19 protein-coding genes are annotated in these 23,003 nt (G+C 39.9%); 10 read left to right on the top strand and 9 right to left on the bottom strand.

Annotated elements, in window-relative coordinates:
• Positions 1–76 precede the first annotated feature (76 nt).
• The 3 genes from hutC (at position 77) to hutH (ending at position 4,062) form a co-directional block, all read left to right on the top strand.
• Positions 77–784 carry a histidine utilization repressor gene (gene hutC / locus JG479_RS01685; RefSeq protein WP_200219788.1) on the top strand — a complete coding sequence of 236 codons (708 nt, stop codon included), beginning with the start codon at positions 77–79 and terminating at the stop codon, positions 782–784.
• A gap of 66 nt (positions 785–850) precedes the next feature.
• Entirely contained in the window at positions 851–2,524 is a 1,674-nt protein-coding gene (gene hutU, locus JG479_RS01680) for a urocanate hydratase (RefSeq protein ID WP_200219787.1), read from the top strand.
• A gap of 2 nt (positions 2,525–2,526) precedes the next feature.
• On the top strand, positions 2,527–4,062 hold the full coding sequence (gene hutH, locus JG479_RS01675) for a histidine ammonia-lyase (RefSeq protein ID WP_200219786.1): 1,536 nt from the start codon (positions 2,527–2,529) through the stop codon (positions 4,060–4,062).
• Here hutH and JG479_RS01670 read toward each other — a convergent pair.
• Complete coding sequence (locus JG479_RS01670) at positions 4,059–4,829, bottom strand: NADP-binding protein (protein WP_138488417.1); 771 nt, start codon at positions 4,827–4,829, stop codon at positions 4,059–4,061. The two genes, hutH and JG479_RS01670, sit on opposite strands and share 4 nt — an antisense overlap.
• Positions 4,830–4,945: 116 nt before the next feature.
• Between JG479_RS01670 and JG479_RS01665 the strand changes: the two genes are divergently transcribed.
• The 4 genes from JG479_RS01665 to JG479_RS01650 all read left to right on the top strand — a co-directional run bounded on the left by JG479_RS01665 (position 4,946) and on the right by JG479_RS01650 (position 11,643).
• Positions 4,946–6,973, top strand: coding sequence for a methyl-accepting chemotaxis protein (locus JG479_RS01665; RefSeq protein WP_024596300.1), 2,028 nt, complete (start codon positions 4,946–4,948; stop codon positions 6,971–6,973).
• A 371-nt stretch (positions 6,974–7,344) separates the two neighbouring features.
• The gene (gene secA / locus JG479_RS01660) at positions 7,345–10,053 is read left to right on the top strand and encodes a preprotein translocase subunit SecA (protein WP_039485905.1); all 2,709 of its coding nucleotides are present in this window, start codon (positions 7,345–7,347) and stop codon (positions 10,051–10,053) included.
• Between the two features lie 68 nt (positions 10,054–10,121).
• Positions 10,122–10,520: an 8-oxo-dGTP diphosphatase MutT gene (gene mutT, locus JG479_RS01655; protein ID WP_007582062.1), complete on the top strand. Its 399-nt coding sequence runs from the start codon at positions 10,122–10,124 to the stop codon at positions 10,518–10,520.
• A gap of 22 nt (positions 10,521–10,542) precedes the next feature.
• Positions 10,543–11,643, top strand: a complete 1,101-nt coding sequence (locus tag JG479_RS01650) for a phosphotransferase enzyme family protein (protein ID WP_200219785.1) — start codon at positions 10,543–10,545, stop codon at positions 11,641–11,643.
• 36 nt (positions 11,644–11,679) lie between these two features.
• Here JG479_RS01650 and JG479_RS01645 read toward each other — a convergent pair whose 3' ends face one another.
• From JG479_RS01645 to pmbA, 3 genes are all read right to left on the bottom strand, one after another.
• A complete protein-coding gene (locus JG479_RS01645) occupies positions 11,680–13,755 on the bottom strand; it encodes a M13 family metallopeptidase (protein WP_154903909.1) in 2,076 nt (691 codons plus the stop codon).
• Between the two features lie 422 nt (positions 13,756–14,177).
• A complete protein-coding gene (locus JG479_RS01640) occupies positions 14,178–14,657 on the bottom strand; it encodes a DUF721 domain-containing protein (protein ID WP_002959934.1) in 480 nt (159 codons plus the stop codon).
• Positions 14,658–14,729: 72 nt separating this feature from the next.
• Positions 14,730–16,079: a metalloprotease PmbA gene (gene pmbA, locus JG479_RS01635; protein WP_002959932.1), complete on the bottom strand. Its 1,350-nt coding sequence runs from the start codon at positions 16,077–16,079 to the stop codon at positions 14,730–14,732.
• A 144-nt stretch (positions 16,080–16,223) separates the two neighbouring features.
• Between pmbA and yjgA the strand changes: the two genes are divergently transcribed.
• The gene (gene yjgA / locus JG479_RS01630) at positions 16,224–16,757 is read left to right on the top strand and encodes a ribosome biogenesis factor YjgA (protein ID WP_002959930.1); all 534 of its coding nucleotides are present in this window, start codon (positions 16,224–16,226) and stop codon (positions 16,755–16,757) included.
• Positions 16,758–16,880: 123 nt separating this feature from the next.
• Entirely contained in the window at positions 16,881–18,254 is a 1,374-nt protein-coding gene (gene hemN, locus JG479_RS01625; RefSeq protein ID WP_200219784.1) for an oxygen-independent coproporphyrinogen III oxidase, read from the top strand.
• A 76-nt stretch (positions 18,255–18,330) separates the two neighbouring features.
• On the opposite strand, the gene JG479_RS01620 is transcribed toward hemN, so the two are convergent.
• The 3 genes from JG479_RS01620 to JG479_RS01610 form a co-directional block, all read right to left on the bottom strand.
• Complete coding sequence (locus JG479_RS01620) at positions 18,331–18,846, bottom strand: DUF2489 domain-containing protein (protein ID WP_002959926.1); 516 nt, start codon at positions 18,844–18,846, stop codon at positions 18,331–18,333.
• A 12-nt stretch (positions 18,847–18,858) separates the two neighbouring features.
• A complete protein-coding gene (gene yihI, locus JG479_RS01615) occupies positions 18,859–19,443 on the bottom strand; it encodes a Der GTPase-activating protein YihI (protein WP_002959924.1) in 585 nt (194 codons plus the stop codon).
• A gap of 753 nt (positions 19,444–20,196) precedes the next feature.
• The gene (locus JG479_RS01610; protein WP_002959922.1) at positions 20,197–20,829 is read right to left on the bottom strand and encodes a c-type cytochrome; all 633 of its coding nucleotides are present in this window, start codon (positions 20,827–20,829) and stop codon (positions 20,197–20,199) included.
• 281 nt (positions 20,830–21,110) lie between these two features.
• Here JG479_RS01610 and yihA point away from each other — a divergent pair, with 281 nt between their 5' ends.
• Complete coding sequence (yihA, locus tag JG479_RS01605) at positions 21,111–21,779, top strand: ribosome biogenesis GTP-binding protein YihA/YsxC (RefSeq protein WP_007377272.1); 669 nt, start codon at positions 21,111–21,113, stop codon at positions 21,777–21,779.
• A gap of 9 nt (positions 21,780–21,788) precedes the next feature.
• On the opposite strand, the gene JG479_RS01600 is transcribed toward yihA, so the two are convergent.
• A complete protein-coding gene (locus JG479_RS01600) occupies positions 21,789–22,307 on the bottom strand; it encodes a DUF1285 domain-containing protein (protein ID WP_200219783.1) in 519 nt (172 codons plus the stop codon).
• Complete coding sequence (locus JG479_RS01595) at positions 22,304–22,891, bottom strand: YceI family protein (protein ID WP_039485927.1); 588 nt, start codon at positions 22,889–22,891, stop codon at positions 22,304–22,306. The genes JG479_RS01600 and JG479_RS01595 overlap by 4 nt, the downstream gene beginning before the upstream one ends.
• Positions 22,892–23,003 lie beyond the last annotated feature (112 nt).

Below are 23,003 nucleotides of genomic sequence, written 5' to 3'. Positions count from 1 at the left end.
ACAACCCACCTTGTATATACAAGGTAATTGTGTCATCTTATTTATATAGTTTATTTTTAATGTAACCATAAATTTAATGACGACACCTAAATTTGCGCAAATAAAACAATTCATTGTTGATAAAATTCGCAGCGGTACGTGGCAAGAAAACCAACGTGTTCCCTCTGAAAACGAACTAAGTAGTCAATTTAGTGTAAGCAGGATGACAGCCCGCAGAGCACTAAGCGAATTAACCGAGGCAGGCATTTTAACCCGCAGCCAAGGGTTAGGTACATTTGTAGCTACATTTAAATCGCAGTCATCATTACTTGAAATAAAAAATATTGCTGATGAAGTAAAAGAGCGTAACGGCAACTACACCTGTAGCGTACTCATACTCGAATCAATAAATGCAGTCGCACCTATTGCCATTGCACTTGGTGTTGAGGTTGACAGTGTTGTATATCGAAGTGTACTTGTGCATAACGAAAACGACAGCCCTTTGCAGCTAGAAGAGCGTTTTGTAAACCCTGCCCTTGCGACTGGCTACTTACAACAAGACTTTAGCATACTTACACCTCATGAATATCTATCTAGTGTTGCCCCACTTACCCAAGCAAGGCATACAGTAGAGGCCATTATGCCAAACAGCGAAATGTGCCAATGGTTAAACTTATATAATGAAGAGCCATGCTTACAAGTGATCCGACGCACCTGGTCTGTTAAAGGCATTGTAAGCTTTGCGCGCCTTGTATCACCTGGCAGTAAATATCGCTTAGGTGGCCACTTAACATTTAAAAAATAACAAACAATAGCGCTTACTGCGCTTTTTTTATAACAAATCACCTTGTATATACAACAGGAGCAAAACATGAACAACCGACTCGACACAAGTCGCGTAATACGTGCACCTCTCGGAGATAAAATAAGTGCTAAAAGCTGGCAAACAGAAGCTGCTAAGCGCATGCTAATGAATAACTTAGACTCTGAAGTTGCAGAGCATCCTCATGCACTTGTTGTATATGGTGGTATTGGCCGAGCAGCTCGTGATTGGCCAAGTTATGACAAAATTATAGAAACCCTCGATAGGCTCGAAAGCGACGAAACCCTGCTTGTACAATCAGGAAAACCCGTTGGTGTATTTAAAACCCACAGTAATGCTCCTCGCGTGCTTATTGCTAACTCAAATCTTGTTCCACACTGGGCAAATTGGGAGCACTTTAACGAGCTCGATAAAAAAGGCTTGATGATGTACGGGCAAATGACGGCGGGTTCTTGGATTTATATTGGCTCGCAAGGCATAGTACAAGGAACTTACGAGACCTTTGTAGCTATGGCAAAGCAACATTTTGCAGGTAGCGCTAGTGGTAAATGGGTATTAACAGGTGGTCTTGGTGGTATGGGCGGTGCGCAACCACTTGCAGCTACAATGGCTGGGTTTAGTGCACTGGTTGTTGAATGTGATGAAAGCCGTATCGATTTTCGTATAAAAACAGGCTACGTTGATGTAAAAGCAACAAGTCTTGAACACGCACTGCAATTAATAACCGATGCATGTGTTAAAGGTAAAGCCCTCTCAGTGGGTTTACTAGGTAACGCTGCCGATATTTTTAGTACACTGGTTAAAACAGGCATTACCCCTGATGTAGTCACAGATCAAACATCTGCTCACGATCCATTAAATGGTTACTTACCACAAGGCTGGACAATGGAGTACGCAGCAAAAATGCGTGAGCAAGATCCAAAAGCCGTAGTAAAAGCCGCTAAACAATCAATGGCAGTCCAAGTTAAAGCTATGCTGGCACTACAAAAAGCCGGTGCCGCCACTACTGATTACGGTAATAATATTCGTCAAATGGCGTTTGATGAGGGGATTACCAACGCGTTTGATTTTCCTGGATTTGTGCCTGCATATATTCGCCCTTTATTTTGTGAAGGTATTGGACCATTTAGATGGGTAGCATTATCAGGCGACCCTGAAGATATATATAAAACCGACGCTAAAGTAAAAGAGCTTATTCCTGATGATGCACATTTGCATAACTGGCTTGATATGGCGCGGGAACGCATACAATTCCAAGGTTTACCTGCACGTATTTGCTGGGTTGGACTTAAAGATAGAGCGCGCCTTGCACTAGCCTTTAATGAAATGGTTAAAAATGGCGAACTTAAAGCCCCTATCGTTATTGGTCGCGATCACCTCGACTCTGGCTCAGTTGCAAGCCCTAACCGCGAAACAGAGAGCATGAAAGATGGCTCAGATGCAGTATCAGATTGGCCATTACTCAACGCACTGCTTAATACCGCAAGTGGCGCTACTTGGGTGTCGCTTCATCATGGTGGCGGTGTAGGAATGGGATTTAGTCAGCACTCTGGTGTAGTTATTGTTGCCGATGGTACTGATGAAGCTAAAGAGCGTATTGCTCGCGTACTGTGGAACGACCCTGCAACAGGTGTAATGCGCCATGCTGATGCCGGATACGACATAGCAAAAAACTGCGCTAAAGAACAAAATTTAGACCTACCTATGTTAAACGAGGAATGATCATGTTCGAACTTACTCTCACACCCGGATCACTTGATTTAAACACACTAAGAAAAATTAATAATTCACCGGTAAAATTGAGCCTTGCAAAGCATGCCGAGTCGCAAATAGCAGCCAGCGCGCAAACCGTTCAAAACGTTATCAATGAACACCGCACTGTATACGGAATTAACACCGGCTTTGGATTATTAGCCAATACCAAAATTGCCGACGACGAACTTGAATTATTACAGCGCTCCATTGTACTTTCACACGCTGCGGGTATTGGCGAATACATGGATGACAGCACAGTAAGGTTAATGATCACCTTAAAAGTAAACTCGCTTTCACGTGGCTATTCGGGCATTCGCCTGCAAGTAATCCAATTTTTTATGCAGCTGCTTAGTAGCGAAGTATATCCGTGCGTGCCTAAAAAAGGCTCCGTTGGGGCATCGGGAGATTTAGCTCCTCTTGCGCATATGTGTCTACCTTTATTAGCTGAAGGTCAAATGCGACATAAAGGAGAAATTATTAGCGCAGCACAAGGGTTAAAAATAGCGGGACTTGAACCCCTGACACTTGCAGCCAAAGAAGGCTTAGCATTATTAAATGGCACACAAGCGTCGACTGCGTTTGCACTACAAGGCCTATTTAGAAGCGAGAACTTATATGCACAAAGCTGCGTTATCGGCTCGATAAGTATAGAAGCTGCAATGGGCAGTCGCGCGCCATTTGATGCACGTATTCATGAGATTCGCGGCCAACAAGGGCAAATAGACACCGCTCAAGTATTTAGGGAGCTACTCGATACGCACTCTCAGATTAGTGATTCCCACGTAAATTGTGAAAAAGTACAAGATCCATACTGCCTTCGCTGCCAACCTCAAGTGCTAGGTGCTTGCCTAACTCAGATACGCCAAGCTGCAGAAGTGTTGCTATGCGAGTCGAACGGTGTAACCGATAATCCGCTAGTTTTTGCCGATGTAGGCGACATAATATCGGGAGGAAACTTTCATGCAGAGCCCGTTGCAATGGCCGCTGACAACTTAGCAATCGCAATTGCCGAAATTGGCGCATTAGCAGAAAGGCGAATTGCATTACTTATCGATTCAAACCTATCCAAATTACCGCCATTTTTAGTTGAAAACGGCGGGGTAAATTCAGGATTTATGATTGCCCAAGTTACCGCAGCAGCGCTTGCATCAGAAAACAAATCATTAGCGCATCCGGCTTCGGTCGATAGCTTACCTACATCAGCAAATCAAGAAGATCATGTTTCTATGGCAACCTTTGCAGCAAGGCGCTTAGATGAAATGGCCAATAATACCCAAGGTGTTTTGGCAATAGAATGGTTAGCATCGGTTCAAGGGCTAGAATTTAGAAAGCCGCTTGAACCATCAAATAAAGTGCAAAGCGCTAAAGCGTTGTTACGCGAGCATGTGAGTTATTATGATAAAGACCGCTACTTTGCTCCCGATATCGAAGCTGCTAACACATTACTAAGTGAAGGTAAGCTATGCGACTTTATAGAGAGCAGTCCCCTGCCTTCAGCATATTAAATACCATGCTGATAGCTAAACCCTAAGGCTTCAATGGCTGAGCCTAATATTTTTCGCTCAGCCGAATCAGTTCCTGTAAACGTTGGCATTTCACCACCATGTTGCTGACACTTCATCGCGTAATATTCAGCTTTTGTAGGGTGCGCAGGATTAACCACATTATAAATATTTTGCCCTACTTGCCAGTGCTCTATCACCGCAAAAATAGCATTAATTACATCTTGTTGATGCACCATATTTACCACTTGCTCACTTGATGTATTGAGCTCTTTACCTGCCACAAAACGCCCCGGTTCTCTATTAGGCCCTAGTAATCCAGCTAAACGAAGTATTTTGCCATCTTGTTCAAGCACTTGCTCTTCAGCTTCGTAAAGCTTTATTTGGCGCTCGTTTGTGCATGAAATATCGCTACTTTCACTATATACACCAGGCTCTTGATCGTACACCCCGGTTGATGAGCACAATAAAAAGCCCTTTGCGTTTAGCTCCTTTGAAAGCTTAAGCGCTGCGGTGAGTGTTTCAGGATAATTACTTTCACTGTGTCTGCTACGGGGTGGAATAGCACATACCCAATAAGCATCTTGTAAATCAACTTGATGCCTTAATTGTCCATCTTCAAGTGTAAACTGACGCTCAAAGTCAAACTCGTGTATATCTGTTCTATGCGTTCCTTGTACTTGCCAGTCAGCTTTTTGTGCACTTACGCATAAAGCATGTCCTAACCAGCCGGCACCTAATACTACTAATTTATTACTTTTATTTGTCATTTTTGTATAAGCCTTTATTTTAAACGCATAATTAGTTCTTTCTATCTAACTTTATAGAGATTTTAAGTAAGATATGATTAGATATAATTTCATAAATAATAAAAATATGTGTACTCATGCTAAATAATTTATCATTACGGAAGAAAATATTATTATTGATTGGTGGAACAATTACCGTTTTACTAATTATCGCCTCAACATTTTTTGTTAAACACATTGCCAATCTCTCTAGAGAAAACATAGAAAACGAAGCACAAAGTTATCTACAGACCGAGCAACTTTCAATGCAAAGTTACTTCGCGATGTACGGTAAAATGGTATCAACCTTTGTTAATAACCCACATTTAATCAACTTTTTTGAAAATTGGGATACGCGCGATCAAGCACTCGAAAGCGCGCCAGGTTACAACGAAGTAAACCAAGACTTTGTGCGTTTAAGCTCAAATGACGAAAACATTTTATCGGCCTTTTTTGCCTCAGCAACCACCGGTGAATACTTTAAAGAAAACGAGCGTACAAGTCACTACAACGGCCAGCCTTATTACGCCTACAAGCGTGGGTGGTGGCAAGAAGCCATGCAAGTTAACAAGCTTTACGTAGGTCCAATCTCTGTTGATTTAACCACAGGCGTAGCATCCGCAGTAGTACAACAACCTGTTTATAACGCTCAGCGAAAACTCATTGGTATGGGCGGTGTTGATTTACAATTAAACAAAATTAACGACATGGTCGAAAATATTCGCTTTAACGGCCAAGGTTATGGATTTTTACTCGATGGCAATCAAAAAGTAGTACATTTTTCAAAGGCCACTGGGCATAAACTTTCAATTACAGATGAAGGTGCAAACGGTAAAGAAGGGCTCGATGCGCTTGAGCAACAATTTACAAATACAGCAGGCTTTAAAGAGTTAAATACACAAATGCGAAATAACCTTGAAGGCAGCCAAATGGTTACTTTTAAAGGTGAGCAGTTTTATGTGGTTTACCATCGTCTGCAGCTAGAGCAGCCTTATATAGATTGGTATGTAGGTCTACTTATCCCAACTACTATGATTGAAGAGCCTGTAAATGCTGCAGTAACCGCTACAACAACAGCGGTAATTATTATCTTAATCATTATATTAGCCATGATTTTATGGGCTACCCACATGATTTCAAAACCCATTACAACGCTTACGCACATTATGCGTGATATAGCATCAGGCGAAGGCGATCTTACTCAAAAAATTGATATTAATAGTCAAGATGAAGTGGGACAGCTGGCCAACCACATGAACACTTTTATTGATAAGTTACACGCCATGATGCTTGATACCGCAGCGCAAGCAGAACAACTAAGTAATGCAGCGGCCCAGCTAAGAAGTGTTTCTGAGAAAACAAATTCTGAAATTCAGCAAGAGAAGCAGCAAGTTGATAGCGTGAGCGCAGCGGTAACTGAAATGGCGACTACTGTGCTTGAAATATCACGTAACGCACAACACACAAATAACGCAGCTGAAGAAGTACAAGCAATTACAGCTGAAGGAGCTAGCCGTTCTACACAGGCGCAAACAGTAATGACTGAACTGGCATTACATATTGGCGAAGCATCTAAAGTGGTTGCAGGTCTTGAGCAAGAAAGTAATAACATTGGTGCATTAGTCGATGTAATTAATTCCATTGCTGATCAAACCAACTTACTTGCACTTAATGCGGCTATAGAGGCTGCTCGTGCCGGTGAACACGGTAGAGGCTTTGCCGTTGTTGCTGATGAAGTTCGTTCACTAGCAAGTCGCACACAAGAATCAACAGACGATATTCGAAATATGATTTCGCGCTTGCAGCAAATAGCTCAACAAGCCTCAGTAATGATGCAACAAGGACAAGATCAAACCGAGGGCTCAGTGCTTCAAACTAAAGAAGTGCTTAGCTCACTTCACAATATTGCGCAGTCGGTTACTAAAGTACAAGACCAAAGTCATCAAATAGCCACATCTACCGAGGAGCAAACTGTTGTTGCTGAAGATATTAATACGAGCCTTTCGGCAATTAATAACTTAGTGAACAGTACCGCTGACCATGCGCACACCCTCGCTGACGAAGCTCGTGACTTAAGTGATTTAGCTGCGGCGCTTAACAAAACGGTTAATCAATTTAAATTATAAAACATTCATTTTATAGTTGTGTTTAAGCGTAAAACTTAAGCGCAACTATAACCCTTGTTTTTAATTTATTTAGCACCATATCTTTACAGTTCGCTGCTATTTTTACTGTAATTGAGTAATACAAAGTGATTTTTACGAACCAGATCAAATTTTTCGATTTTATACACCGATCTTTTTATTGAGATAGTTTGTTGTTTGGCAGAGTCTGGTATAGTAGCGCACGTAATAAACAGTGCTTTTTGAACGGTTTAATACAAAATTGCTAATTAATATGTTCTAAGTGTTACTTAAAAGCACATATTAATTACCAATTGTTAAAAATGGGTTAGCCGATACTCGGCTGACAAAGAATACATTGTAACGGTTTTATCATGATATCTAATTTATTTACCAAGCTTTTTGGTAGTCGCAATGACCGCACTATTAAAAACTTAAGAAAGACGGTCGCGCTAATCAATGCGCTAGAAACGCAACTTGAAGCGCTTTCTGATGAAGATTTAAGAGCTAAAACAGCTGAGTTTAGAGAACGTTACGATAACGGACAAAGCCTTGACGACATTCTACCAGAGGCTTTTGCTGTGGTACGTGAAGCATCAAAGCGTGTAAATGGCATGCGTCATTTCGACGTGCAGTTATTAGGTGGTATGGTTTTACATCAAGGTCGCATTGCAGAAATGCGTACCGGTGAAGGTAAAACACTTACAGCTACTCTACCAGCTTATCTAAACGGCTTAACAGGCAAAGGTGTTCACGTAATTACCGTGAATGACTACCTTGCTAAACGTGATGCTGAAACCAACCGTGCGTTATTTGAATTTTTAGGCCTTACAGTAGGCTGTAACGTACCTGGTATGATGCCGCAGCAAAAGAAGCTCGCTTATACTGCCGACATTACATACGGTACTAATAACGAATTTGGTTTTGACTACCTTCGTGACAACATGGCTTTTAGCATTGATGAACGAGTTCAACGTCCATTATTCTATGCTGTAGTCGATGAAGTGGATTCAATCTTAATTGATGAAGCACGTACCCCGCTTATTATTTCAGGCCCAGCTGAGGATAGCTCTGAGCTATACACTGAAATAAACACCATCGTTCCTTTACTTGAGCTTCAAGAAAAAGAAGACGAAGAAGGCATTGAAGGTGACGGCGATTACACTATCGATGAAAAATCTAAGCAAGTTCATTTAACAGAACGTGGTCAAATTAAAGTAGAAGAGCTACTTACTGAGCGCGGCTTAATTGAAGAAGGCGATTCGCTTTATTCAGCAGCAAGCATTACGCTACTAAGCCATGTTTATGCCGCCCTTCGTGCTCATAAGCTATACCAAAAAGATGTTGATTACGTTGTAAAAGAAAACGAAGTAATTATTATCGATGAGCATACTGGTCGTTCAATGGAAGGTCGTCGTTGGTCAGAAGGTTTACACCAAGCTGTTGAAGCAAAAGAAGGTGTAAAAATTCAAAACGAGAACCAAACACTTGCCTCTATTACGTTCCAAAACTACTTCCGTTTATACGAAACGTTAGCAGGTATGACAGGTACAGCCGATACTGAAGCATTTGAGTTTCAGTCAATTTATGGCCTAGATACTGTTGTTATGCCAACTAATAAGCCGATGATTCGTGATGATCGCGCCGATTTAGTTTACCTAACGCAAGAAGAAAAATACGAAGCTATTTTAATTGATATTAAAGACTGCCAAGACCGCGGACAACCGGTGCTTGTTGGTACTATTTCAATTGAAAGCTCTGAGTATTTATCGCAGTTTTTACGCAAAGAAAAAATTAAGCACAATGTACTTAATGCTAAATTTCACGCGCAAGAAGCTGATATCGTTTCAGATGCTGGCCTACCAGGGACAGTAACAATTGCAACAAACATGGCCGGTCGTGGTACCGATATCGTGTTAGGTGGTAACTGGAACAGTGAAGTTGAAAAACTTGAAAACCCAACTGATGAGCAAATTGCTGAAATTAAAGCAGCTTGGAAAATTCGCCATGATGCAGTAATTGATGCCGGCGGTTTACATATCATAGGTACTGAACGTCACGAATCTCGTCGTATCGATAATCAGTTACGTGGTCGTTCTGGTCGTCAAGGTGATGCTGGTTCAAGCCGTTTTTACTTATCGATGGACGATGCGCTAATGCGTATATTTGCCGGTGAGCGTATGACGAACATGATGCGTAAATTAGGCATGCAACGCGGTGAAGCAATTGAACATCCATGGGTTAACCGTGCGATTGAAAATGCACAGCGTAAAGTAGAAGCACGTAACTTCGACGTTCGTAAGCAACTACTTGAGTACGATGATGTAGCAAACGATCAACGTCGTGTTGTTTACTCTCAGCGTAACGAACTACTTGAAGAAGGTGATATTTCAGAAACTATTACTGCAATTCGTGGTGACGTACTTAGCAATACAATTGATCAGTACATTGCACCGCAAAGCCTTGCTGAAATGTGGGATATTCCTGGCCTTGAAGAGCGTTTAAAACAAGACTTCTTAATTGAGTTACCTATTACTCAGTGGTTAGCAGATGACAATAAACTATACGAAGAAAAGCTTCGTGAGCGTATTGAGCAGGCGGTTGAGCAGTCATACAAGCAAAAAGAAGAGCAAGTTGGCGATTCTGTTTTACGTCAATTCGAAAAAGCGATTATGCTACAGAGCCTTGATCAGCATTGGAAAGATCACCTTGCTGCAATGGATCATTTACGCCAAGGTATTCATTTACGTGGTTACGCGCAAAAGAATCCTAAGCAAGAGTACAAGCGTGAATCGTTTGAGCTGTTCTCCGAAATGCTTGAAAACTTGAAAGTAGATGTTGTAAGCATTCTAAGTAAAGTACAAGTACGCGCAGAAGAAGATGTTGAAAAAGTAGAAGAGCAACACCGTAAAAGTGAAAATGCTCCTCGCGAATACCAACATGAAGAAGCTGAGCACGTAGGTGGCGAAGCGCCAGAAACAGCGACAGTAATGGCTCGTACAGAACCAAAAGTAGGTCGTAATGACCCTTGCCCTTGTAAATCAGGTCAAAAATTCAAACAGTGTTGCGGTAAATTAAAATAACCCAATATTGTCAGTAGCTTATTAAAAAGCGGCGCTAGCGTCGCTTTTTTTTATGGAGTTTTAAAGTAATGACTATAGAAATTGTACATGTAGCTGTTGGTGTTATTAAGAAAAATAACGCTATATTCATTTGTAAACGTGCAGATGAACAACATCAAGGCGGTTTATGGGAATTTCCTGGTGGTAAAGTCGAAGCTGGAGAAAGTGTGTTTGTTGCACTTAAACGCGAGCTTATTGAAGAAGTTGGACTAACCATTCACAGCTCTAGCCAATTGATGGTGATTGAACATGACTACGGCGATAAATGCGTTAAATTAGATGTACACGTAGTAAGTAACTTTAGCGGTGAGGCACATGGCGCTGAAGGGCAACCTAGCGAATGGGTAGCAATTAGTGAATTAGAAAATTATGATTTTCCTGAAGCGAATGCTGAAATTATCGAAAAAATAGTTGCCCGATACGCATAAAAAAAGGGCATAAGTGAGCACAATGAATATCTCAATACAAAATAAGCTAAGCGAACTGTTAGCACTGCCCCCTGAGTTAACTCAAGTTAGTGCGATTGGTAGCGGTCATATAAATAGTACATGGCTACTTACAAGTATTGATAAACAGTTTATTGTGCAAAAACTAAATACTGAGGTATTTAAAAACCCTGCTCAGTTAGTGAGTAACGCAAAACTAATTGAGCAGCATTTAAATGCTAAACAACTGCAAAATAATTACCCGCTTGAAATAATCAAACATATAGCGACACAAAGCGACGAACACTTAATAAAAATTGATAATGCGTATTATCGCGTCCTTAACTATATTAGCGGTAGCTACAGCGAAGACGTTGCTAAAAATACCCAGCAGAGCGAGCAAGCGGCTTACGCCTTTGGCGTATTTGCTCATGCATTACAAGATTTTGATGCGCAACAGCTACACACTGTAATTCCTGATTTTCATAACTTAGCGATGCGCTTTGAGCAATTAAATACCGCAATCACTAACAACGTAGTTAATAGAGTAAAGCACTGCAATGGTGAAATAGAGTATTGCTTAACGCAGCAGCATTTAATTACTGAGCTTAGTCAGGTAGCTAAACACATACCGCTTAGAGTGTGTCATAACGATACAAAAATAAATAATATGCTGTTTTGTAATACAACTCACAAAGCAAAAGCAGTTATTGATTTAGACACCTGTATGGCAGGACTTTGGCTTTATGACTTTGGCGACATGGTACGTACATTTTGCTCCCCCGAAGCCGAGGATTCAACTAACTTACACAACGTTGTTATTCGAAAAGATATATTTTCAGCCATTGTTAAAGGCTATGTAACGCCATTAAAAAGTAGCATGAGTATACTAGAGCAAGAAAGCTTATTATTAGGCGCTAAAATTATGCCACTCATGTTAAGTGTGCGCTTTTTAACTGATTACTTAAATAACGATGTGTACTTTAAAGTAGCTCATGCAGAGCATAATTTAGAGCGAACACAAAACCAACTCGCGCTTTATAAAAACATACTGAGTAACGAAGAATGGATGCACGCGTGCTTAGTCGATAAACAAATTCAAGATACAAAAAAACCAGTAAGCTAAAAACTTACTGGTTTTTTGTTATTTATAGTAATGCAATTACCAGATTTTTACGCGATCTTCTGGTTTGATATACATTTTATCACCTTCTTTTACGTCAAACGCTTCGTAAAACTCAGGCATGTTCGACAAGATACCGATTACACGGTAGTGGCTTGGTGAATGAGGGTCTGTTAATAAACGATTACGTAACTCTTCATCGCGGTAGTTACGACGCCAGATTTGTGACCAACCCATAAAGAAACGTTGATCGCCTGTGTAACCATCTATCACGGGTGCTTTTTTATCACCTAAAGATAGCATATACGCTTTATGCGCAACGGTTAAACCACCTAAGTCACCAATGTTTTCGCCAAGCGTTAGCTCACCATTAACACTTGCATCTTCAAACGGTTTATATTCGTTATACTGTGCAACTAAAGCCGCTGTACGCTCTTCAAATTGCTTAAGGTCAGTCTCACTCCACCAGTTACGTAAGTTACCGTCACCGTCGTATTTAGCACCTTGGTCGTCAAAACCGTGACCCAGCTCATGCCCAATTACCGCGCCAATTGCGCCGTAGTTTACAGCATCATCCGCTTCTAAATTAAAGAATGGTGGTTGTAATATAGCGGCTGGAAATACAATTTCATTGTTTACTGGGTTGTAATACGCATTGACTGTTTGCGGAGTCATGTGCCATTCAGAGCGATCAACTGGTTTACCCAATTTAGCAATCATGTCTGCGTATGCCCATTCGCTATAACGGATGTAATTACCTACTAGCTCGTCTGAGTTAATCTCTAGCTCTGAGTAATCTTTCCACGTGTCTGGGTAACCAATCTTAGGCGTAAATTTGTCTAACTTTTCTTTCGCTGCAAGCTTTGTTTCAGGGCTCATCCACTCAAGATTTTCGATAGCAACGCCATAACCTTTAATTACGTTATCAACTAACTCTTCCATGCGTGCTTTAGCTTCTGGCGGGAAGTTATCTTTAACGTATACCTTACCTAAAATTTCACCAAGTACACTGTTAGATGCATCAACCGCTTGCTTCCAAAGAGGTGCTTGTTCTTCTACGCCACGAAGTGTTGTGCTGTAAAAGTCAAAGTTAAGGTTAACTAAATCTTCGCTAAGTAGCTCTGCATAACCACTTACAAAATGAAATTTTAAGTAGTTTTTCCACGTCGCTAAATCAGTATCTTTATAAATAGTAGCAAGTGCTTCTAAGTAGCTTGGTTGACGTACAATAATATCACTTGCACTCACGCCTGCATCTTTAAAGAATGCAGCTAAATCAAGCTCCCCCATCAACTTGCTTGCGTCTGCTACTGTCATCTTGTTATAAGATTTAGTTGCATCACGGCTTTGCACACGGCTCCACTGAGCATCAGCTAGTGTTTTTTCAAATGCAAGTACGCTCTTGGCAGCTTCTGCTGCATTTTTAACGCCTGATTTTGCTAAAACATCTGTGATGTATTGCTCGTAAGAAGCACGAATTTTAGTGAATTTTTCGTCATCATTTAAGTAATAATCACGATCTGGTAAACCAAGACCCGACTGAGATAAATACAATGCATACTCGCTCGAGTTTTTAGCATCGTTATTTACAAACCAACCAAACGGTAAAGTGCCGCCTTGTTTTTGAATTTTAGCCATTAAACCCACTAAGTCAGCTTTAGATTTAACGCTATCAATCGTATCTAATGACGGTTGTAATGGCGTAATACCTAGCTCATTACGCGCAGATTGATTCATGTAGCTTTTATAAAATGCGCCAATTTTATACTCATCACTGCCTTTTTTAGCGGCCTTATTCGCGGCTGCGTTTTCAAGGGCAATTTTCATCGCTTTTTGTGACTCATCATATAGCTGCGAAAAAGAACCGTAGTTAGACTTATCACCTGGTATTTCAGTTTTTGCTAACCACTGTCCATTTACATGATAATAAAAATCGTCTTGTGCGCGTACTGAACTATCCATATTCGCTAGTTCAATACCAAGCTCTAGTGGCTTTTCAGCGGGTGCTGTTACTACAGGAGTATCGGTTACTTTAGCTTCTTGTTGTTTTTCACCACAACCTACTAGACCAAGTGCAAGCGCTATGCTCGCAGCGGCCATTGTTACTTTATTCATAATGGTTCCGTTTGTTAGTTAGAATTAAATCATACCAATCTGCTTATGTATGGGGTCTATTTAACGTTAAGAAAATTACGCTAGAACTAGGCAAAAGTTTTTGTATCTAGTTGTTCTAAATAAAAAAATTTTAACGACGTTATAGTGCAATTTAATTCGTTAAATTGTTCAAAGATTTATGCAGGTTGGTATTACATACCAACTCCATTAAATTCTTGAATATAGCAGGAGTAAAAATAGCACTGCCTGTACGCTTTTACTTAATGGAATGGGTATCAAGGGAGCTTTAAATAATAAAGCACACCACGCAGTATAATAAACCTCATTAGACCAACAATAAAATGGAATATGTAACAAAGTATTTTGAATGCGGTGAGCTGCAAAAATAGCCCTACCAATAACAATATAGTGGATGGCTAAGGCTAACTTTTATTCTTTCCGTGGAGCGCTAAACGCTCTAGTTTTTCTTTTAATGAAGGGGGGGCAGAAGCCGCTATCGCATTTAAGTAATTAGCGGTTTGCTCACTCATTTTCCGTGAGTTGGTAACTGTAGGGCTGCCCGATTTATTCGCGGTACTTAATCGCTGAGTTGCTTGAGGATTTGCAGTTATTTTTATTTGTCCAAGCTCTGCCATTCCAGCTGCTCTAAAGTGTGAAAGCATATCCATTTTTAAATAATTAAGCCTAAGCGCGATAGGCGCAGATACCGCCTCTATCATTAGCGTGCCGTCTCGGTAATTACTAACTCGGCATTTATCACCCAATTTAGGGCCTAAAAAATCTTTTAATAAGGTTTGCTGTGTATCAAGTGCTTGGCTTTTGCCTGCATAAGCCGATAAACGATTATTTAACCCCGCCATAATATCGGTTAGCGGTTTTGGTGCATATCTATCTTTAGCCATTTTACACCTCGTAAAAACTCACTTAGACCCAGAGATAATACTCTGGGTCTAAGTATACACTGCGTATTAATACTACGCGCCGGCTATTTGCATTTGCTCGATTAATACTGAGCCTGTTTGAATACCACCACGGCGTTCTATATCACCACCAATGGCAGAAATACCTTTAAACATGTCTTTTAAATTACCAGCAATAGTAATTTCACTTACCGGATATTGGATTTCACCATTTTCAACCCAAAAACCTGCAGCGCCACGAGAGTAGTCACCCGTTACGGTATTTACGCCCTGCCCCATTAGCTCTGTAACTAATAAGCCGGTGCCCATCGTTTTTAATAGTGCAGTTAAATCGTTATGAGTTTGCTCAACAAGCCAGTTATGTATACCGCCTGCATGCCCTGTTGGGGTCATGTTCATTTTACGCGCGGCATAACTTGCTAATAAATAAGTTTGTAACTCGCCGCCTTGAATTATTTCTCTATCGAATGTTTTAACACCTTCGCTATCAAACGGTGACGATGCCAACCCTTTTAAAATATGTGGGCGCTCAGCAATATTCACACAATTACTAAATACCTGAGTGCCTAAGCTATCAAGTAAAAAACTTGATTTACGATAAAGCGCGCCACCACCAATTGCCGACACCAAGTGACCAAACAATGAATTTGCAATATCGGCTCTAAAAATAACAGGCACTTTCATTGTGCCTAACTTTTGGCTATTTAATTTAGCTAAGGTTTCAGCTGCCGCTTCAAGACCCACTGCCGCCGCATCATTTAAACCAGCCTGATCGCGAGCAACTGTATAAGCAGAGTCGCGCTGCATGTGTTCGCCATCTTTACCTATTACCATAGTACTAATACTATGACGAGTGCGCGGAAAGCCTGCAATTAAACCGTGGCTGTTACCATAAACACGTAATCCCTGATGCGATGAAAAACTCGCACCATCAGAGTTAACAATCCGCTCGTCTGCATTTAATGCAGCTTGCTCAGCAGCATGACAAAGCTCAATGCCTTCCTCAGGACTTACATCCCAAGGATGATATAAATCTAAATCTTTAGGATTAAATTCAAGTAACTCTTTATCAGCAACGCCGTTAAATGGGTCATCAGATGTAAATTTGGCTATATCAATCGCTTTTTCGACTACCGTGCGCAATGTTTTTGGATTTAAATCAGCCGTTGACGCCGAGCCTTTATTATTACCAACATATACACTAATGCCTAAGCCGCCGTCTTGGTTGAACTCAATGGTTTCTACTTCACCCATTCGTGTACTAACCGATAAACCAGACGTGCTAGACATCGCAGCTTCTGCAGCTGTAGCGCCTAATTTTTTAGCATGTTCGAGTACTTCTGCTACCGCATCTTTAACTTGCGATATTTGAGAATAAATTGGATCGTTTTGTTGGCTTTTCATAAATTAAGTCCTGAGCCTTAGAGGCATAATGCACGCATTTCTTATATTTAAATGCTAACACACTCAATGCATCACATCAGCTAATATTCCTAAGTATCATATTCATGTATAATGGCAAAAGTTATTTTTATTTAAGAGCACCCCATGGCAAAGAAAAAAGGCAAGCCTGCTGAAATTGAAGAAGAAATTGAATATGTATCAAGAACGGAGCTTAAACGCGAAGCGCAAGAGTTTCATCAGTTAGGTACTGAAATTGCCAAAATGGGTAAAAAACAGCGCGAACGCCTGCCATTAAATGACGATTTAAAAGAAGCGATGGTTGTTGCTGATAAAATAAGTAACAAAAGCGACGCGTACCGCCGCCACTTAAACTACATCGCTAAAACACTGCGTACTGTAGAAAACATTGATGATATTAAAGCGATTATCGATGTGATGCTTAATAAAAATAACCAAGCTGAAGTATTGGTCAAGAAGATTGAGCAATTACGTTCAGATTTAATTGAACAAGGTGATGACCTTATCAATGAGACTATTGAGCAGTTTCCGTCTCTTGATCGCCAACAAATGCGCCAATTAGTTCGTAATGCAGCAAAAGAAGCGAAAGCTGAAAAGCCAGGTAAAGGTTATAAAGAATTATTTCAATACCTTAAAGATGCTCATACTATTACGTATTAATTAGGTCATATTAAGTTATATTTTATTAAAAAAGGTGCTTCGGCACCTTTTTTGTTATAGATCAAACCGCCTTCCTGAGTACTTTTTTATAATCCCTCCTAAATAAATACTTAGGTGCGCGTGATGATTAAACTTCCACAATGGGATGAAACCCTAATAAACAAATATAATGTGTCTGGTCCGCGTTATACCTCTTATCCCACGGCTTTATCACTGCGTGACGGGTACCAGCAACAAGACCTACTAAGCGCTATAGAATCGTCAACAAGTCGCTCTCTTTCTTTATATATTCACATCCCGTTTTGTAGTCAGCTTTGCTACTACTGTGGCTGTAATAAAATAATTACCCGTCATCAATCTAAGGCAGATACGTATCTCGACTTTTTAGCAAAAGAAATTACTGCCCAAGCGCCTTTATTTAAAAGCTACACGGTTGAGCAATTGCATTTAGGTGGCGGTACTCCCACCTTTTTAACCGCAAAACAAATGACCCGTTTAATTAAACTTTTAGAACAACACTTTAATTTTACACGCACGACAGAGCGCGGCATTGAAATAGACCCTCGCTCACTTGCCGATAATATGCTTGTTGATTTAAGGATGCTTGGCTTTAACCGCGTCTCGTTTGGGATTCAAGACTTTAACGATGACGTGCAACTTGCTGTTAATCGCCCGCAAAATGCAGATACCGTTAAGCAATTAATTACACAAGCTCGCGAGCTGGGATTTCAATCTATTAATGCAGATATGATTTACGGGCTTCCTCTGCAAACGCCAGAGAGCTTTAAGAAAACTATAGAGCAACTTATTGAGTTAAGCCCTGACAGAGTATCAGTGTTTAACTACGCGCATTTACCAGAGCGCTTTGCTGCACAGCGTAAGATTAAAGATGCAGATTTACCCAGTGCTCATAATAAGCTCACCATGTTTAAAAATACGCTGGAGCAGATGACACAAGCAGGCTATCAATTTATTGGTATGGACCATTTTGCAAAAACTGATAATGAACTAGCTGTTGCGCAAAATGAAGGCAAGTTACATCGTAACTTTCAAGGTTATACAACCCATGGAAATTGTGATTTATTAGGTTTAGGCGTGTCATCAATTTCACAAATTGGCACCGCCATTTTACAAAATCAAAAAGAATTAAAACATTATTACCACAGCGTAGAAACACAAAGCGGCAGTGCTCTTAATAAAGGAATGCACTTAACACATGATGATGTAATTCGTGCTGATGCAATTAAACAGCTCATTTGCCAATTTGAATTAGATATACAAGACTTTAGTGGAAAACACGCGCTTATATTTAATGACTACTTTGAGGATGCATTAGTAGCGCTGGCGCCACTTATAAAAGATAAACTAGTAACTATAATTGATAATAAAATTAGCGTAACACCACGCGGTAACTTATTCATTCGTATTATTTGTATGTGCTTCGATGCTCACTTACAAAAACAAATTAACGCAACGCGCTTTTCAAGAGTGATTTAGCCTGAACTCTGGATAATAAATACATCGACACAAAAAAAGCAGACCTAGGTCTGCTTTTTGTATTTAAGGTGTAGCTTTAATTAAAAACGACTTTATCGCTACCTGGAGCGGCTTTAAACTCGATGATAATTTTAGCGCAATCCGCTTTAACTTCATCTTTAAGTGTTTTTTCAGCTTGCCAGCGAGCCTTATCTAGCTTAAAAATCTCTTTTTTAGAGTATTTTTTACGTGCATCGTGCGTCGGCATTTCTTTAACTACCTGATACATCTTATAAATACCAGGATACTGCGTTGTTAAATCACGCTCGCTTTCAAAGGCATACTGAGACATAAGTACCCAAATGCGTAAACAGCCTTCAGAAAACTCACACTGCTCTTCATTCATTGCACGTGCGATTAAATGAATACTATCGGCTAGTTTTGCGTTTCGCTTTAAACGCGACTTTTCAAGCTTTTGCTTTTGTTCAGCCTGCGTTTTAGCAATTAACTTTTTTTGCGCATTTAACTTATACAGCAACTGACCCGCATAAAATGCCAAACCAGCTATGATAGCAGCGCCTAAAAGTAAGGCTAAAATTACCGAGGTACTCATTATTTATCCTTACTATTTGTCGTCTTCATCTAACCATTCGTTGGCTAAATCATCAGATAAGTATTGATCGAAATCAGAATTGCCTTGGCTTTCAAGGTCATCTTCAAACTCGTCTTCGTCCTCATCTTCAATACCAAGAATTTCACATAACGCCTGATGACGAGCAATGCGACTATTAAAGTACTTAGCATCTTTACCTGTTAGCATTTCACCTTTTTCATGACGCTCTACTAATTTAAGTAAACGTTCATCATTCTCAAGTGCTTCTAGCTCTTGTTCAGGTGTAAATTCAGGCTCGATTACTTTTTTCAGCTCAATAGTTGGCTTTAAGTTGCGTTTCATTTCAACTTTAGGCTCTGGCGCGGTTGCGATTAACGGCACAGGCTTTTTACTGCCTACACGCTTATCTTTAGGCGCGTGATTACTATTTTGGCTTTCGCTATCTAGTAAATCTGGCGCATTACGAGAACCGGGCTTTGCGCCTTTGGTTTTTTTAACTCGCTGCTCTTTTAATGCGCGCATTTCTTTAAGCTTATCTTGGCTTAAACGAACAGGTCCGTTTGCTGGGCTTTTGCGTGACTTTTTAGTTCTACTCATATCTTGATCATCTCACTTAAGAGGTTTTGAGCGAAGCGCAAATTAATGGGCATCGCAGTGCTGGCCTAGCCAGAAGAATTCAGTTTGCGCTATAGAGGTTGGGTTTCTCATTTAAAAGCGCCTTAGCTAATTAATCGCTAATTTTAAACGGTGGGTATTGTAACAGGACAAATAAAAAGGCGGTAGAGAAAACATCTCTACCGCCTGCTAATCTGAGCGCCATTATCTGGACACTTCTCCCTTCGACTTTTTTTAGTCTTTATTATTTTTATTATTATCAGTCCGTATTGTTATTATTTTTACGTTCCTTGTTACATTCCATTTTGTTTTTATTATTAAACTTCCATGAGTTTTTTATTATTTTCGGTCATCCTGACACTTTTTTATTATTTCCTTTAGTAGCACCAATCTTGTGCTATGTAGTCATGCCGCGCCACTTTCCTTATAGCTTGTTTCCATTTTGTTATTGTTCTTTTGCGACAGTGGTTAATTTACTCGTTAATGATTTTGTTACAACTGGTTTATATAACTTTTATTATACTTATTACATTTTAAAATCAAATAAACAATAAAATACAATAAGTTAATGATAGATAAAAAATAAAAAGAAGACTTTTCTCACACTCACGCATGGTCAATGTCTTACATTTAAACGGGTGATATCGTTAATTTTGCACACAAAAAAAGCAGCCCGGGCTGCTTTTTGTAAAACATTGTAGTGTATTTATTATTAATTGCTAAATAAATACGACTTTAGTGTAAACCACCTAAGTACTGAGAAAGTACTTCAATATCTTTATCTGTTAATTTCTTCGCTATATCGCCCATCATGCCATTTAAGTCATTGTGACGAGTTCCATCACGGAATTTTTCAAGTTGAGACTTGATATATCCAGGATGCTGAAAAGAAATTTTTGGAAACTTAGCAAGTGATGAACCGTTACCACGTGGACCATGACATGCTGCACATGATGGAATTCCACGCCCCGCATCGCCTGCTTTAAAGAGCATTTCGCCAACTTCAACAACATCTTTAGGTGTAGCACCTTCAGTCATGTTCATTGAAGAAAAATAAGCAGCTAGATCTTTCATGTCTTGCTCGCTAAGTGGCATAGCCATAGCGCTCATTACTGGATCCATACGCCCTTCTTTGCCGCCTGACGTCATACCTAATTTTAAATCCTGAAGTTGCTTAAGGATATAATCTGGATGTTGACCTGCAATTTTAGGGTAAATATTAACCGGCGCATTACCGTCTGGGCCGTGACAAGCCGCACACGTTGCTGATTTTTCTTTACCTGCGTTTACATCGCCATCAAATGCTGTTGCGTTGCTTGCTGACAACGCACCAAGCAATATTGTTAAAGATAGTGCTATTTTTTTCATGGTGAATTCTCTGTTTCCGACCCTGTATCATCTACAATCGTGATGTTGTAATACATATATTCTACACGATAATAAATTCTCTGGCACGTTTTCTACACATATTAAGCTTATAATTTACAGGGTTTTGACTTAGATTAAGCTTTAACATGTTTTAAATGTACCATAGGTGCTGTTTTTAGGTGGTTAAATACGCTTTTTAATACATCCTTTATAGTATAAAATACGCGCCCTGAGTGAATTTGGTTTACTCAATGTTATTTTTTTAAGTTTTAGGAGAGCCTGTGCTCAAATCTCGTATCAAATATAATACTGCGTCTTTCGTAACAAGCGCTCCCGACATTACTAAATTACCTGCTGATACGGGAATTGAAGTTGCGTTTGCCGGTCGCTCCAATGCAGGTAAGTCGAGTGCATTAAATGCATTAACCGATCAGAAGCTAGCACGTACAAGTAAAACACCTGGACGTACTCAGCTAATCAATACATTCGATTTAGCGGATGTCGACGATATGCGCCTTATCGATTTACCAGGCTATGGCTTTGCTAAAGTACCAATCGAAATGAAAAAGAAATGGCAAAAGTCGTTAGGTGAATATCTGCAAAAGCGTCAAAGTTTAAAAGGTATTGTTATTTTAATGGATATTCGTCATCCATTAAAAGATTTAGACCGTGATTTGATTAACTGGGCAATTGGTAGTGAAATTCCAGTATTGGCACTATTAACTAAAGCCGACAAACTAAAGCAAGGCCCTCGTAAATCACAAGTACTGCAAGTTCGTCGTGAATTAAGCACGCTTGATGGCGATATCACAGTTCATGCGTTTTCATCATTAAAAGGCACCGGTTTACCAGAAGTAGCTAAAAAGCTAGATGAATGGTTTTTAGGTCCTGTTATTGCTGTACCACCTACCGATGAAACAATCACAGACGAAACAAACCCAGAGGCTTAAACGCTGGCGTTACGATAAATAAAACTGCTTTCCTGCAGATTTAATAAAATAGCCGAGCTTATCAGACTCGGCTTTTTCAGCCCACTGATAAAATACACTGCGTGAAACTCGCGCACTACAACCATACGGTAGCTTTAAATAAGGCACCTTTGAACCATTGTAGTCTTTTATATGCAAGGGCTGCTGAGCGCTCACTAGCCACTGCCTAGCTAAATTATCAATACAACACAACACTTGCCCTTGCGCTGTATTTTCAAAACGCCAATCAACAATAATAAACGGCGCATCTACAACCGTTATTGTTATTTTTTCGACAGGGGTTTTTAAATAAAATTGCTCATCTTCTTTACATAATACAGAAGCAAACAGCTTCACCATGGCTGGGCGTGTTATTTCGCTGCCATCGTAAAACCATTTCCCTTCATTATTAATAACAATTGGCAGCTCCCCACAATGGTTAGGCTGCCAACTATCAAAAGGTTTGCTTGGCTCACTTAATCGCTTGCTAAGCTCACTTAAAGAAATCACTGTTTTTTAAGTGTTATTGCAAATGTAACAGGTACTGCTGTTGCAATTGAAGGTAAACCCGCTAGCTCTTGCAGCTTTTTAACGCCTTCGGTTACACCAAAATCATCACTATTAATAATAATAGGTGTTAATGATGATACCGTTAAATCACCACTTTGCGTGCTGTTAACGAGTACATCAATTGCCAATGGTTTTTTATTACCATGAAAATCAAGCTCAGCTTTAATACCCTTCAATATGTATTGACCAGGCTTTTTAATATTACTTAGCTCTTTAGTTAAATTTGCAGTTAAAACAGCATTGGGGAATTTAGCCGCTTCGAATAAAAATGTAGCTAAACGCTCATTACGAATAGGGATTAGAGTTTCGGCTGATGTTAAATCAACATTAACGCTAAACTCTCCTTTATCAGAAAGCATACCTTCAAGGTTAGTAAAATGGTGAGCTTCAGCAATCGAATCTTTTTTAATTGAAACAAAGCTTAGTTGGCTTTTATCATTCACTAGCTGCCAATTGGCCTGAGCAACATTAGAAATAACTAAACTTGATAAAGAAAAACCTGCAATAGCTAATGCTTTAAACATAACGCACTCCTTAGTAATAAAATGAAAAGAATAAAAATGGTAGCACTTCGATGGTATCACCTGCGATGTACCCAAACCACCTCGAAGTGACGAATGAATAATACAATTGGTA

It is taken from the genome of Pseudoalteromonas sp. LC2018020214, assembly GCF_016598755.1.
Lineage (GTDB): Bacteria > Pseudomonadota > Gammaproteobacteria > Enterobacterales > Alteromonadaceae > Pseudoalteromonas > Pseudoalteromonas distincta.
Note: the sequence above shows the minus strand (reverse complement) of the source record. Positions and strands in the feature narration are given on the sequence as shown.